Here is a 13,628-nt window from a genome sequence, read left to right as displayed (position 1 = left end):
CCAGGGCATCTACCGGACATAAAGCGGCCATTTGCTCAGCAGGGCCGAGGGCGTGTCCTGTGGATCACGGAGTTGGGTCACGGAGCCAGATCCTGATCGAGGCGACGTCGATGGTGCCCTGGTAGATTCGCTCGCGTTTTTTGGTGTGCAGGGCCACCGCCCGGTTGTTGCGGAGCTTGTTCACGCAGCGTTCGACGGGGTTGCCGGAAGTACGGGCTGTCCCCATGCTGGCCAGGACTGACCATCGTCGCGATCGGGCGGCAGCGCCAGGTGCGCTCCGGCGGCATGCTGGTGGGCGCGCACCACGGTGGAATCCACACACACCGTCCAGTCCGCACCCTCCTCCGCATCGCATCCAGCCTGTAACCCGTCCAGGATCTCCGCCCAGGTGCCGTCCATCGACCAGCGGCGATGCCGGTTGTAGACGGTCTTCCAGTTCCCATAGCAGGGCGGCAGATCACGCCAGCTGACGTTGGTCCGCGTCCGGAAGAACACCCCATTGATCACCATCCGGTGATCGGCCCAACGACCACCCTGCCGCGGATTGACGGGCAACAACGGCACCAGCCGCTCCCACTCCTCGTCGGTCAGATCATGGCAACTCAGACGCTCCTCATCCACTGTGTGGATGGGTCACACTTCGAAGAGCGTGTGCTCGACGTGATCTAGCGCCAGCCGTACGGCGCCGAGCGCCACGGATTCGCCGCCCAGGGCGGAGGTCTCCACCCGCACCGGGAAGAGGCAGAGCTCGGCGAGCTCCTCGCGGAGCGGCGCGGCGAGCAACTCGCCCGCGCCTGATAGCCCGCCGCCCAGGACGACCAGCTCGGGGTCCATCGTGAGCACGGCCGCACCCACGCCCTTGGCCAGGTCACGGGCGAAGGCGCGGACGATGGCCGCCGCCTCCGCGTCGCCCTGCCGCACGGCCTCGAACACGCGCTCGGCGGCCTCCGCAGCCGGGACGTCGCCGCCGTAGGCGAGGAAACGGTCGAACGCGGTGTACCACCCGAAGGCTCGCATGACGCCGATCTCGCCGGCGGCGCCGTTGCGGCCCTGGTGGAGCTTGCCGCCGATGAGCAGTCCGGCCGCGATGCTGCGCCCGGCCAGGATGCAGATCACGTCCTTGGCCCCGACCGCGGCGCCGCACCAGTGCTCGGCCAGCGCGGCCAGGTTGGTGTCGTTGCCCACCAGGACGGGCCCGTCGGCCAGGCCGGAGAGTGTGGCAGGCAGATCGACACCTGCCCAGCCGGGCAGCCGGTCACTGATCAGTATCGTGCCGGTGGCGGGGTCGACGACGCCGGTCGTGGCCACGCCCAGCGCCCGTACCCTACCTGGCTCGACACCGGCGGCACGCAGGGTCCTGCGCACCACCGACTTCGCCGCGGCGATGCGGTCGCCGGTGCTGGTCTCGGGTGTGACGACGGTGCGCCTGCGGTCGACGATGCGCCCTTTGAGGTCGGCGGTGAGCGCCAGCACCTTGTGGGGGCCGATGTCGAGGCCGACGACGTGCCCCGCGTCGGCGCGGAATCGGTAGCGCCTGGCCGGTCGGCCGACCGGACGGGGATCCCCCTCCTTGCGCCCTACCTCCTCGACGAGGTCGTCGAGCCCGGCGATCACGTCCTCGACGGTCGCGCGGGAGATGGAGGTGGTCTTCACGAGCTGCGTGAGCGTCAGCTCGTCCGCGGCGTGCAGCGCGCGCAGCACGGCAGCGGAGTTGAGGCGGCGAAGGAGCGCCGGGTCCTGTCCGGTCAAGGTCACGAAGTGATGGTAGGGCATTGCGAATTATTAGAGGAACCCCTAAAAATATATCTGCACCCCTTGAGAGAGGACCCCCAGGTGAAGAAGGCCATAGTGCTGACCACCGCTGCCTTGGCGCTTGTCGCGTGTGCGCCGGCAGGGTCGCAACAACCAGCGGCGAGCGGCAAGAAGGAGATCTCCTTCCTGGTGTTCGAGACACCCAACCTGACGCCGGAGTACTGGGACGCGGCCATCAAGCGCGTCACCGACAAGCACCCGGACATCGCGGTCAAGAAGCTGGTGGCGCCGAGCGCGGGCGAGCGCAACGCCTACGCCAAGCAGCTGCTGGCCTCCGGTCAGCTCCCCGACGTCCTGCAGGCCATCGCGCCCAGTGGGCTCGCAGAGAGCGGCAACCTGTACGCCTGGAGCGAGGAAGAGCTGAAGAACTACACCTACCCGCGCTCCAACCCGCTGGGCGGCAAGATCTACCAGCTGCCCTACAACTCCCAGCCGACCCCGCTGGTCTACTACAACAAGACCCTGTTCGCCGAGGCCGGCGTCACTGCGCCGCCGACGACGTACGCCGAGCTGCTGCAGGTGTCAGCCAAGCTCAAGGCCAAGGGCATCAACCCGTTCGTGGTGGGCGGCGGTGGCAAGGACGCGTTCGCGGCCGGCTACATCTGGATCGCGCTCGTCGGCGCCGACGTCTACGCCCAGCAGCCGGACTTCCTGGTCAAGCGGCGTGGCGGACAGGCGAAGTTCACCGATCCGGTCTTCGTCAAGGCCACGCAGAAGTTCGCCGACCTGGTCGGCAAGGGCTACATCGACAAGGCCGGGCTGTCGCGCGACTACCCGTCGACGGAGAAGGCGTTCCTGGACGGCAAGGGTGCGATGTACCCGATGGGGTCGTGGTTCGCCGCCTCGGCCGACGCCGGCAAGCCGCCGTTCGACATCGGGGTCTTCGCCTGGCCCACCGACGACGGCAAGGTCGTGGTGCCGTCGTACACCGGCGGCGGTCCCATCGTGAACGCCAAGTCCAAGAACTTGGAGGCGGCCAGGACCTTCGCCCTGGAGTTCAACCAGAACGCGGCCAACAACGACGTGCTCGTCAAGACCGACGCGGCCATCATCGCGATCAACGGCTACCAGCCGCCGCAGATGGGCCCGGTCTACAACGCCACGCTCGAGGTGTTCAAGTCGGGCCAGGTCGTCAACGCCTTCACGGTCGAGACGGGCGACGACTCCCTGCTGCCCGGGGTGGGCGACAAGGTGTTCGCGCTGGCACAGGAGATCATTGCGGGCAAGACCGACGGCGCAGCCGCGGCCAAGGCGCTCGACGAGGAGTGGGTCAAGGCGGGCGGCCAGTAAATGCCCCTGCGTCACCTGCGGGCGGCCGCCTCGTCGGGGCGGCTGCCGTACCTGCTGAGCTTCGTCGCGCCCGGCGTGCTGGTCTACGCCTGCTTCGTGCTCGCGCCGATCCTGCTCAGCTTCGGCTACAGCCTCACCAACGCCAGCCTCTTCGCGACGCGGACCCGCTTCGTCGGGCTGGACAACTACCTGCGCCTGCTCGGCGACCCCGCCTTCCTGACCTCACTCAAGGTCACCACGATCCTGACGCTGATCATCGTGATCGTGCCGAACGTGGCCGGCGTGGGCGTGGCCGTGCTGCTCGACCGCACCGGCTGGCTCTACCGCGTGCTGCGCAGCGTCTTCTTCATCCCCGTTGTGCTCAGCTCGGTGGTGGTCAGCGTGGTGTGGATGGCCATGCTGCAGGACGAAGGCCTGATCAACCAGCTGCTCGGCGTCCGCGTCGGCTGGCTGTCCGACCCTGATCTGGCGCTTTACTCGATCGGCTTCATCATCAGCTGGCAGATGCTCGGCTTCTGCTCGGTGGTCTACCTGGCCGCGCTGCAGGGCGTGCCCCAGTCGTTGCTGGAGGCCGCGTCGATCGACGGCGCCGGCACGTGGACCCGCTTCCGCAAGATCACCTGGCCGCTGCTGGCGCCCGCGCTGACCACCAACACGGTGATGCTGCTGATCACCGGCTTCAAGGCGTACGACCACATCCAGGTCCTCACCGCGGGCGGGCCCGGGCTGGGGACCACGGCGACCGTGGCCTTCAACGTCATCCAGATCGGCTTCACCGCCAACCGCACGGGCGAGTCGTCGGCCATGGCCATCCTCATGCTCGTGATCATCGCGACGGTGTCCGGCATTGTGCTGCGCGTGCTCAACCGCCGGGAGGTGGACCTATGAGGCAGCTGCGCCCGCTGGTCGCGATCGTCGTGGCCAGTGCCTTCTTCCTGCCGCTCTACCTGGTCGCGGCGAACGTCTTCAAGCACGGCCCGGACATCACCGCGTCGCCGGCCGCGCTGCCGATACCGCCGACGCTGGACAACATCACGCAGGCGCTCACCCGCCCGGACAACCTGTTCTGGAACGGCCTGATCAACAGCGTCACCGTGACGTTGTTGTCGATCGTGCTCCTCACGGTCGTCTCGGCCATGCTCGGCCACTACATCTGCCGCACGCCGTCGCGTTTCGCCCGGATCACTCTGCTGGTGTTGCTGGCCGGGCTCATGATCCCGCCCCAGGTGATCCTGGTGCCGGTCACGCAGGTGCTCAACGTGACCGGGCTGATGGGCACGATCAGCGGGCTGGTGCTGTTCAACGTCGGCTATTACGTGCCGTTCGGGGTGTTCGTCTTCTCGGGCTTCATCAGGGCCATCCCGGTCGAGCTGGAGCAGGCCGCCTCGATCGACGGGGCGGGCCGGTTCGGCACGTTCTGGCGGGTGGTCTTCCCCCTGCTGCGGCCGGCCACGGCCAGCGTGCTGATCTTCCTGGGCGTGTGGATCTGGAACGACTTCCTCAACCCGCTCATCATTCTCGGCCCGGCCGGCGGCACCACGGTCACCGTGGGCGTCTACCGCGCGCTGGGCCAGTTCCAGCGGGACTACGGCGGCATGTTCGGCCTGATGGTGCTGTCGGCCCTGCCCATCCTCATTTTCTACTTCCTGCTGCAGAAGCACTTCGTCAAAGGACTCACCGGGGGAGCGGTCAAAGGATGATCAACCTGAGGGACCATGTCGGGGAGGCCCTCGACCGGCCGATCACCCTGGCCGTGGTGGGGGCGGGCGCACGCGGCGCGGCCTACGCCGAGCTGGCCGCGCGGTGGCCCGACCGGGTGCGGGTGGTGGCCGTGGCCGAGCCGCGGGCCGGCGTCCGCCAGGAGTTCGCGGCCCGGCACGAGCTGCCGCCCGAGCGGGTCTTCCGGTGCTGGAAGGAGCTGGCCGACTTCGGCAGGATCGCCGACGCGGTGATCGTGGCGACGCTGGACGCCGACCATCTGGCGCCCACGGAGGTCTTCGCCGGGCAGGGCTACGACATCCTGCTGGAGAAGCCCATCGCCCCCACCGAGTCGGAGACCGTGGCGATCGGCGAGGCGGCCGCCCGCACCGGCGCGATGATCGCGGTCTGCCACGTCATGCGCTACACCCCCTACACGCGCAAGCTCCGCGAGGTGCTGCCCAGGATCGGCGACATCGTCAGCGTCGAGCACCTGGAGCCGATCGGCTGGTACCACTTCGCCCACTCCTTCGTCCGCGGCAACTGGCGGCGCGAGGACGAGACCACCTTCGCGTTGCTGGCCAAGTCCTGCCACGACATCGACTGGCTCGGCCACGTCGTGGGCCGCAGGGCCGAGCGGGTCTCCTCCTTCGGCGGGCTGCGCCACTTCCGCGCCGACCGCCGGCCGGCCGGTGCCGCGGACCGGTGCCTGGAGTGCCCGGTCGAGCGCGCATGCGCGTACTCGGCCGTGCGGCTCTACCGCGACGGGCTGCGTCACGGCGGCACCAAGCAGTACTTCACCCGCGTCGCGACCGGCGGCGTGCTCACCGAGGAGGCGGTCACCAGGGCGCTCGCCGAGGGCCCCTACGGGCGCTGCGTGTACGCCAGCGACAACGACGTGGTGGACCACCAAGTGGTGACCATCGAGTACGAGGGCGGGATCACCGCTGCGTTCACGATGACCGCCTTCACGCCGCTGGAGAACCGGCACACCAAGCTGTTCGGCACCCAAGGGCAGCTGACCGGCGACGGCCGCTTTATCAACATTTATGACTTCTTGTCGGAAGAAACGACCACCATCGACACCTCGTTGGACGGCTCCAGCACGGCCGAGGGCCACGCCGGCGGTGACGCCGCGCTGATCGAGTCGTTCGTCACCGCCCTCCACGAGGGCCGGCCCGAGCTGATCTTGTCCGGCATCCAGGAGAGCGTCGACAGCCACCGTGTCGTCTTCGCCGCCGAACGGGCCCGGCGCACGGCCACCGTACAAACCCTCTCGTCCAGCTGAACGGAGAGCACCCCTATGAGGCACCGTGCCTTACTCGCCCTTGCCCTGATGACCACCACCATGGTCGGCATCACCCCGGCACCCGCCCAGGCGGACTTGTCGGAGTGGCAGGACATCCGCAAGATCCTTTCCTCCATCGACGACGCCTACACCACCCCGCCCGCGATCAACACCGTGCAGACCGTCCGCTACACCTCCGGCCTGCTTCTCGGCAACGGCGACCTACATGTCGCCTCTGACGCCCGCGACCAGCGGCAGACGTACTACCTGTCCAAGTCCGACTTCTGGCACAGCAGCAACGGGCAGATGCCCTTCGGCAAGATCTCCATCGGCCCCGCGCACACCCCCGCCACCGCTTCCGCCAAGGACACTCTGGAGTGCGGCGCCGCCTGCGTGATCGACGGCGACCCCGAGACCCGCTGGGTGTCGCAGACCAACGCGAGCGCGTCCGACCCGCAGTGGGTCACCGTCGACCTGGGCGAGACGAAGACGATCGACCGCTGGGTGGTCAGGCACAACGGTTACCAGGGCAGAGCCGACGCCTTCCAGCGGCTCAACACCCAGCACTTCACCCTGCAGAAGAGCGACGACGGAACCACCTGGACCGACGTGGACGCCGTCACGGGCAACACGGCCGAGCTGACCGAGCGGACCGCGCCCCCCTTCACCGCCCGCCACGTGCGCCTGCTGATCACCGGTGCGGTGCGCGATCCCGCCGACCCGAACCAGAAGGCCTTCATCCGCGACCTGCAGCTGTTCAACGGCCAGATGAACGTCGTCACGGGCGCGCTCGGCAACGATCCGAACTACCGCCAGCGGCAGGACATCCTCAACGCGGAAGTGCAGGGTTCGCAGACGGTCGACGGCCAGGTGCTGAACACCCGCACCTGGATCGCCGACGGTGAGAACCTGCTGGTCACCGAGGTGTCGCTGCCCGAAGACGACGCGCAGCCGCTGCCGCTCCAGATCGATCTGACCGTGCCGGCCGGGACGACGGGCGTCGCCGGTGACGGGCAGGTGTGGATCACCCGCACGACCGGGGCGGACGGCGCGAGCGGCTGGGCCTCCAAGGCGGCCGCATCAGCCAAGATCGTCGGCTCGCGCACCCCGGTCACCGCGAGCACTCCGTCGAGCAACCTCGCCCGCCTCGCCTTCCACCTGGCCCCCGGCCGGCCCGTGCGGCTCGTCACCTCACTCCACGGCAACGGCGGCTACGCCAACCCCACGCCGCTGGCCGACTTCGTCACCAAGGCGGTGGACCGGGCGGGCGATGTCGGCGACCGCGACCTCGACAGCGCCAAGTCCGCCCACCGCGACTGGTGGAAGAAGTTCTGGCTGAAGTCGTACGTCGACACCGGCGACACGACCCTGAACAAGTTCTACTACGGCGCCCTGTACGCGATGGGCGCGGCCAGTCGCGAGGGCTACTTCCTGCCCGGCACCTATTCGCCGTGGCGCACCATGGACCAGACCGGCGGAGCCAACCGCTACTGGCTGAACTACAACACCCAGGCCCAGTTCTACGGTGTCTACTCGTCGAACCGGCCCGAGCTGGCCGCGCCGTACTACAAGACGATGACGGCCGAGATCCCGTACCAGCGCAACACCACCCACGCCGCCGGGTACAAGGGCCTGACCTTCAGCCGCACCGTCTACCCGTACAACCAGACCCGGCCCGCCCCCGCCGAGGTCCCGGTGACCGGTCCCAAGTCGCCGGGCAAGCTCGCGGACCAGAAGACGAACGGCACCTTCGTCGCGATCCCCTTCATGTGGAACTGGGAGTACACCCGGGACGAGGCGTTCCTGCGCACCACGGCCTACCCGTTCCTGAAGGAGCTGGGCGAGTTCTGGATGGACTACGTGGTCAAGGGCGAGGACGGCAAGTACCACGTCTACCACAGCGCCGTGAACGAAGGCGGCGACGACGTCGACTCGGTCTACGACCTCGGCTACATCCGGCGCACGCTGACCGCGCTCATCGAGTACAGCGAGGTGCTCGGCGTGGACGCTGAGCTGCGGCCGGTCTGGCAGAGCTACCTCGACGACCTGGCCCCGTACCCGACCGCGACCATGGATGGACTGGACGTCATCCTCCTCGCCTCGAAGATCGAGAACCCGATCAAGGGCAACGCGCTGCTCAACAAGAACGACCAGCCGATCAACCTGGAAGGTGTCGTCCACCCGAGCGACAACCTGGCCATCGGCGGCAACCCCGAGCAGCTGCGAATGGTCCGTAACACCCTGCAGTGGGTGGACCCGTTCCTGCCGGGCTCGCGCGGCTCGTCCATCAACGGCTTCCCGAAGACGTTCACCATCGCGGCCCGAGCCGGGTGGGATCCCGAGGACCTCATCGGCAAGTTCACGACGGTGATCAACCGGCTGTGGCGGCCGAACCTGACCGTGTCCCAGTCGGGCGGCGCGCAGGAGACGTCGGGGTCGCTGGAGACGGTGAACTCGATGTTCCTGCAGACGTTCGAGGACGTCATCCGGGTCTTCCCGGCCTGGCCGGCCGGGCGGGACGGCAAGTTCGTCCGGCTGCGCGCGAAGGGCGCCTTCCTGGTGTCCGCCGAGCGCAAGGCAGGTAAGGAGGTCTCGGAGATCGAGGTGACCAGCGAGAAGGGCGGCACGGCCACGCTCGCCAGCCCGTGGCGTACGGGGCGGCCGGTCGTGATCGACCGGTCCACCCACCGTCCCGTGCCCCTCACCTTCGGCCGGGACGCCGACACCGGCGAAACGACCTTCTCCTTCCCCACCAGCCCGGGCCGTACTTACAAGGTGTCCGCGCGCTAACGAGGCACGCACGCCCTGCCAACCGTTCGGCTTGGCTGGGGCTACGGCGACCGCTCATCTGCGGGACCTGGTGATGATCCATGGCCTCATTTATGCGACTTCAAGTAGCACAATGAGGCCATGGCCTTGACACCGCCCACAGATCCGACGATCAAGAAGTCGGTGACCCTTCGCCGCTCGCTCGCCGAGGAGATCGAGAGCCGGACCGGTCCCCAGGGGTTCTCGCGTTTTGTCGATCAGGCTGCCGAGGACGAGTCGCGGACCTGGCCGGCTAGTTGCTGGATGACGCCGGCTTGGACGGGCACGTGACTCGCCCATCGGTTAGGTGCCGGCCTGAGTTCTGTCTCCGGTCCGCCCACTGATCTCGACTCCCGACGTGGCCGCCCGCCGGCGATCAGGCGGGCGGCGTGGGCAGGGGTTACACGTACACGGTCTGGATCTGCTGGTAGCCGGCCAGTCCCTCCGGGCCCAGCTCGCGGCCGAGGCCGCTGGCCTTGACGCCGCCGAAGGGGGCGGCGGGGTCGGGGATGTAGCGGTTGACCCCGATGGTGCCGGTACGGACCCGGTGGGCGACGGCGGCGCCGCGTTCGGGGTCGCTGGTCCACACCGTGCCCCCGAGCCCGAAGTCGGAGTCGTTGGCGATGCGGACGGCGTGGTCGACGTCGTCGTACGGGATGAGGGACAGGACGGGGCCGAAGATCTCCTCCTGGGCGATGACGGAGCCGTTGTCGACGTCGGCGAAGACGGTCGGCTGCACGAACCAGCCGCGGTCCAGTCCGGCCGGACGCCCGCCGCCGACCGTGATCCGGGCCCCTTCGCCACGTCCCTTGGCGATGTACGACTCGACCCGGTCGCGCTGCCGGGCGGTGGCCATCGGCCCGATCTGGGTCGCGGGGTCACCGGCGTCGCCCACGGTCAGGGAGCCGGCCAGGGCCGTGAAGGCGTCGACGACCTCGGTGTACCGGCTGCGCGGGGCCAGGACCCGCGTGCCGAGGAAGCACGTCTGGCCGTTGTTGAGCAGCGTGGACCCGAACAGCCCTTCGCCGATCTTGGCCAGGTCCAGGTCCGCGTCGTCGAGCACGATCGCCGCGGACTTGCCGCCGAGCTCCAGAGTGACCGGGCGCAGCAGCCGCCCGCAGGTCTCGGCGATCATCCGGCCGGCCGCGGTGGAGCCGGTGAAGGCCACCTTGTCCACGTCCGGGTGGGCGACCAGATAGGCTCCGACCTCGCGTCCGCCGGGGACGATGTTGACGACCCCGGCGGGGACGCCGGCCTCCTCCATGGCCTCGGCCAGCAGGTAGGCGTCCAGTACGGTCTCCGGCGACGGCTTGATGACGAGGGTGCACCCGGTCGCCATCGCCGGCGCGATCTTGAACATGGTCAGCGCCTGCGGGAAGTTCCACGGCACGATGGCCGCCACGACGCCGACCGGCACCCGCCGCACTTGGATCGAGCCGCCGAACAGTCCGTCCCGGGTCTCGGTGAACTCGGCCGCGCGGGCCAGTCCGGCGTAGTACCGCAGCACGGCGCTGGGGTAGCCGGTCTCCAGCTGGCGGGCCACGGCGACCGGCATGCCGTTCTGGGCGCTGACCCGCTCCACAAAGCCGTCGGCCCGCCGGTCGATGGCGTCGGCCAGGCGGTCCATGACGTCGGCGCGCCGGGCGGGCTCCCAGCTCGCCCAGCCGGACGGGTCGTCGAAGGCCCGCCGGGCGGCGGCGACGGCCGCGTCGATGTCGGCCTCGACGCCCTCGGGGACCTGGCCGAGCGGCTCCTCGGTGCTGGCGTTGACCGGGGTGATCACTCGGTCCGTGGCGGGGCTGACCCAGGTGCCGCCGATGAAGAAGGTGTCGTAGCGGAGGTTCATCAGTGCGCTCCAAAGGTCAGGACGGGCTTGAGGGTGGTGCCCTTCTCGGAGTCCTCGACTGCCTGGTTGATGTCCTCGAAGGCGTACGTCTTGATCAGCTTGTCGAACGGGAACCGGCCCTGCCGGTACAGGTCGACGAGCTTGGGGATGAACTGGCGCGGCACGCTGTCGCCCTCGACGATGCCGCGTACGCTGCGGCCGAACAGCAGCGAGGACATGTCGAGCGAGACTTCGGTGCCGAGCGCGGCGGCGCCGATGAGGCCGCAGGTGCCGCCCTGGTTGAGCGCGTCGGCCGCCTGCCGGAGCACGGCGGGCACCGCGGTGGTCTCCACCGTGTAGTCCACGCCGAGGCCGCCGGTGAGGCCGCGGAGCCGCTCCACCGTGTCGCCCGCGGCCGCGTTGATGATGTGCGTGGCGCCCACCTGCTCGGCCAGCTCCAGTCGCTGGTCGTTCAGGTCGATGGCGACGATGGTGGTGCAGCCCGCGACGGCGGCGGCCATGACGGCGCTGATGCCGACCGAGCCCGCGCCGAAGACCGCGATGCTGCTGCCCGCAGGCGGCTTGAGCGAGTTGAGCACACCGCCGGCGCCGGTCTGGATGCCGCAGCCGAGCGGGCCGAGCAGCTCCAGCGGCGCGTCCCGGTCCACCTTCACGACGTTCCGCTCGGTGGCCAGGGCGTAGGTGGCGAACGCCGACTGGCCGAAGAAGACGCCGTGCACGTCGCCGGAGTCCCGGTGGAGCGTCGTGCTGCCGTCGCCGCGCGAGCCCGCGAAGTTGAAGGCGAAGAACTGGTCGCAGTACGCCGGACGGCCCTGGTCGCACATGCGGCAGGAGCCGCAGGAGTTGAACGTGAGCACGACGTGGTCGCCAGGGGCGACGTAGGTGACGCCGTCGCCGACGGCCTCCACGACACCCGCGCCCTCGTGGCCGAGCACGGCGGGCAGGGGCACCGGGTACCACTGGTCGCGGACGATCAGGTCGGTGTGGCAGACGCCGGAGCTCACCATCCGCACGACGACCTCGCCCGGCCGCGGGTCGTCCAGTTCGAGGGGGGTGAGGGCGAAGGGAGCGCCTTTGGTCTCGGTCAGTGCCGCGGTGATGCGCACGTTACGACTCCTTTGCCGGTGGGTTTCTCACCGGCAACATATGGCGGCGCGCGCCCGGTGCACTGTTCAACTATTGGACACGGTGATCTGCAGGGCGCGCATCCGGCTGTAGAGCGTCGTCCGGCTGATGCCGAGCCGCTGCGCGGCACGCAGTTTGTTGCCGTCGTACTCGCGCAGGGCGGCGGCGATGGCGTCGTGCTCGGCCCGCTCCAACGGCGTCATCCGTCCCCGCCGCGGGCTGACCTGGTAACTCTCGGGCAGGTCGCGCGGTGTCACGTCACCGGCCGAGCGATGTGCCACGACCGCGCCGATCACCGCGCGCAGCTCACGCAGGTTGCCCGGCCACGGGTGCGCGGCCAGGGCCGCGAGCGCCGCGGGCGTGAACCGCACCCGGTCACCCACACCGAGGTCGTCGAGCATGGCCCGCACCAGCCCCGGCAGGTCATGGGGACGGTCGCGCAGGGCCGGCAGCTCGACCCGGGAGGCGCACCCGGCCGCGAGCGCCGCGGCGTCCCCGGCGAGCTCGGCGATCGGGGCCCCGGTCAGGAGGATCCGCCCCGCTGCTTGGCCGCTGGGGGCTCGCTCGATGAGCCGCCGCAGCCGGACCGCGCACGCACCGGGCAGCACGTGCGCGTCTTCCACGAGCAGCAGGCCGGAGGCACAGGCCTGCTCCAGGGCGGCCAGCCACGCGGCCTCGCCCTGGACGGCCGCCTCCGAGGCGTCGAGCGTGACGAACCCGGTCTCCCCGGCCAGCGACCTCGCCGTGGTCGTCCGTCCGGTCCCCGGCTCCCCGCCGATGTAGACCGAGGCGCTCGAGGCGCTTGTGGAGGCCACGGCGCCCGTGGAGACCCAGGCGCGCGCCGGTGCGGCGGAAGGCCGCGTGCCGCCGCCGATGACCGGCCGGGCCTCGCCGGGGTCGGTGAACTCGAACAAGGTCCCGTCCGCGGTGGCGGCGATGGCCTTGAGACGGACGTGCAGGTGACGCCCCGACGACAGCTCGATCGCGCGCTCCTCGTGCCGGTGGTGGCGCCCGAGGTCGGCCGCCAGCTCGCGGAGCCGCAGGTGGTCGATCGGGTCGAGGAGTTCGACCGCCGCGGGGTTCGCCAGCACCACGCCCTCGCCGAGCACCAGCACCGGCCGGTTGCGCCCGGCCGCGGCCGCCTGGAAGGCGGCGAGCATGTGCTGCTCGGCCCGGCGCGCGCTGAGCAGCAGCCGCTCCTCGATGTCGCTCACGGCCCGGGCGAGGAACGGGCCCAGCAGCGGGGAGTCGTTCTCGGCCAGGCAGGTGATGTCGAGCACGCCCTCCAGCCGGCGCGTCGCCGGGTGCCTGATCGGGTGGCCGTAGCAGCTGAACCGTTTGAACGGTTCCAGGTAGTGCTCCTCGCCGTGCACCGCGAGGCCGTGGCGCAGCTCGTACACCGTGGCGATCGAGTTGGTCCCGGTGGTCTCCTCCATGAAGACCCCGCCGGCCACCACGCCCAGCGCCTCCAGCCGGCTGCGGAGCGTACGCGCCCCGAGGGGCACGTCCACCAGCCGCGACTCCCGGTCGGCGAGGATCACGCAGTAGTCGGTGTCGCCGAGCTGCTCGGCGAGCTGCTCCAGGACCGGCTGGGCGGCGGCGACGAGGCGGCTGCGCGGATCGACCTCGTCGGGCTCGATGCGCAGATCGGGCGCCTCGGGCTCGAGGCCGCTCATCCGGCACCGTCGCCATGACAGCGCGATCTCGGGACGCAGGCTCGGTGCGATGTCGCTGGTACGCACGGCGACCTCCGATAGGGCC

10 protein-coding genes and 1 pseudogene are annotated in these 13,628 nt (G+C 69.8%); 6 read left to right on the top strand and 5 right to left on the bottom strand.

Annotated features, from left to right (window positions below):
* Positions 1-64 precede the first annotated feature (64 nt).
* Both OHA25_RS50105 and OHA25_RS50100 read right to left on the bottom strand, forming a co-directional pair.
* Positions 65-606 (bottom strand): annotated as a pseudogene (locus OHA25_RS50105) (IS5 family transposase).
* Positions 607-633: 27 nt separating this feature from the next.
* Positions 634-1,755 (bottom strand): ROK family protein, encoded by a 1,122-nt coding sequence (locus OHA25_RS50100; protein WP_327583904.1) that lies wholly within the window; start codon positions 1,753-1,755, stop codon positions 634-636.
* A 78-nt stretch (positions 1,756-1,833) separates the two neighbouring features.
* On the opposite strand from OHA25_RS50100, the gene OHA25_RS50095 reads away from it, so the two are divergent.
* The 6 genes from OHA25_RS50095 to OHA25_RS50070 all read left to right on the top strand — a co-directional run bounded on the left by OHA25_RS50095 (position 1,834) and on the right by OHA25_RS50070 (position 9,187).
* Positions 1,834-3,102 (top strand): ABC transporter substrate-binding protein, encoded by a 1,269-nt coding sequence (locus tag OHA25_RS50095; RefSeq protein ID WP_327583903.1) that lies wholly within the window; start codon positions 1,834-1,836, stop codon positions 3,100-3,102.
* Complete coding sequence (locus tag OHA25_RS50090; protein ID WP_327583902.1) at positions 3,103-3,990, top strand: carbohydrate ABC transporter permease; 888 nt, start codon at positions 3,103-3,105, stop codon at positions 3,988-3,990.
* Entirely contained in the window at positions 3,987-4,802 is an 816-nt protein-coding gene (locus OHA25_RS50085; RefSeq protein WP_327583901.1) for a carbohydrate ABC transporter permease, read from the top strand. The genes OHA25_RS50090 and OHA25_RS50085 overlap by 4 nt, the downstream gene beginning before the upstream one ends.
* A complete protein-coding gene (locus OHA25_RS50080) occupies positions 4,799-6,088 on the top strand; it encodes a Gfo/Idh/MocA family protein (RefSeq protein ID WP_327583900.1) in 1,290 nt (429 codons plus the stop codon). The genes OHA25_RS50085 and OHA25_RS50080 overlap by 4 nt, the downstream gene beginning before the upstream one ends.
* Positions 6,089-6,136: 48 nt before the next feature.
* Entirely contained in the window at positions 6,137-8,878 is a 2,742-nt protein-coding gene (locus tag OHA25_RS50075) for a glycosyl hydrolase family 95 catalytic domain-containing protein (RefSeq protein ID WP_327583899.1), read from the top strand.
* A gap of 120 nt (positions 8,879-8,998) precedes the next feature.
* Positions 8,999-9,187 carry a hypothetical protein gene (locus OHA25_RS50070; RefSeq protein WP_327583898.1) on the top strand — a complete coding sequence of 63 codons (189 nt, stop codon included), beginning with the start codon at positions 8,999-9,001 and terminating at the stop codon, positions 9,185-9,187.
* A 109-nt stretch (positions 9,188-9,296) separates the two neighbouring features.
* Here OHA25_RS50070 and OHA25_RS50065 read toward each other — a convergent pair whose 3' ends face one another.
* The 3 genes from OHA25_RS50065 to OHA25_RS50055 form a co-directional block, all read right to left on the bottom strand.
* Positions 9,297-10,742, bottom strand: coding sequence for an aldehyde dehydrogenase (locus OHA25_RS50065; protein ID WP_327583897.1), 1,446 nt, complete (start codon positions 10,740-10,742; stop codon positions 9,297-9,299).
* Positions 10,742-11,848, bottom strand: coding sequence for an NAD(P)-dependent alcohol dehydrogenase (locus OHA25_RS50060; protein WP_327583896.1), 1,107 nt, complete (start codon positions 11,846-11,848; stop codon positions 10,742-10,744). The genes OHA25_RS50065 and OHA25_RS50060 overlap by 1 nt, the downstream gene beginning before the upstream one ends.
* A 66-nt stretch (positions 11,849-11,914) precedes the next feature.
* Positions 11,915-13,609: a sigma-54-dependent Fis family transcriptional regulator gene (locus OHA25_RS50055; RefSeq protein WP_327583895.1), complete on the bottom strand. Its 1,695-nt coding sequence runs from the start codon at positions 13,607-13,609 to the stop codon at positions 11,915-11,917.
* Positions 13,610-13,628: the final 19 nt, after the last annotated feature.

It is taken from the genome of Nonomuraea sp. NBC_00507 (assembly GCF_036013525.1).
GTDB lineage: Bacteria > Actinomycetota > Actinomycetes > Streptosporangiales > Streptosporangiaceae > Nonomuraea.
This window is presented reverse-complemented; position numbering and strand designations above follow the sequence as displayed.

What these genes read in the sequence shown, in the direction of transcription:
- OHA25_RS50090 (WP_327583902.1), top strand. Translation starts at nt 3,103, where the DNA reads ATGCCCCTGCGTCACCTGCGGGCGGCCGCCTCGTCGGGGCGGCTGCCG.
- OHA25_RS50085 (WP_327583901.1), top strand. Translation starts at nt 3,987, where the DNA reads ATGAGGCAGCTGCGCCCGCTGGTCGCGATCGTCGTGGCCAGTGCCTTC.
- OHA25_RS50080 (WP_327583900.1), top strand. Translation starts at nt 4,799, where the DNA reads ATGATCAACCTGAGGGACCATGTCGGGGAGGCCCTCGACCGGCCGATC.
- OHA25_RS50075 (WP_327583899.1), top strand. Translation starts at nt 6,137, where the DNA reads ATGACCACCACCATGGTCGGCATCACCCCGGCACCCGCCCAGGCGGAC.
- OHA25_RS50070 (WP_327583898.1), top strand. Translation starts at nt 8,999, where the DNA reads ATGGCCTTGACACCGCCCACAGATCCGACGATCAAGAAGTCGGTGACC.
- OHA25_RS50065 (WP_327583897.1), bottom strand. Translation starts at nt 10,742, where the DNA reads ATGAACCTCCGCTACGACACCTTCTTCATCGGCGGCACCTGGGTCAGC.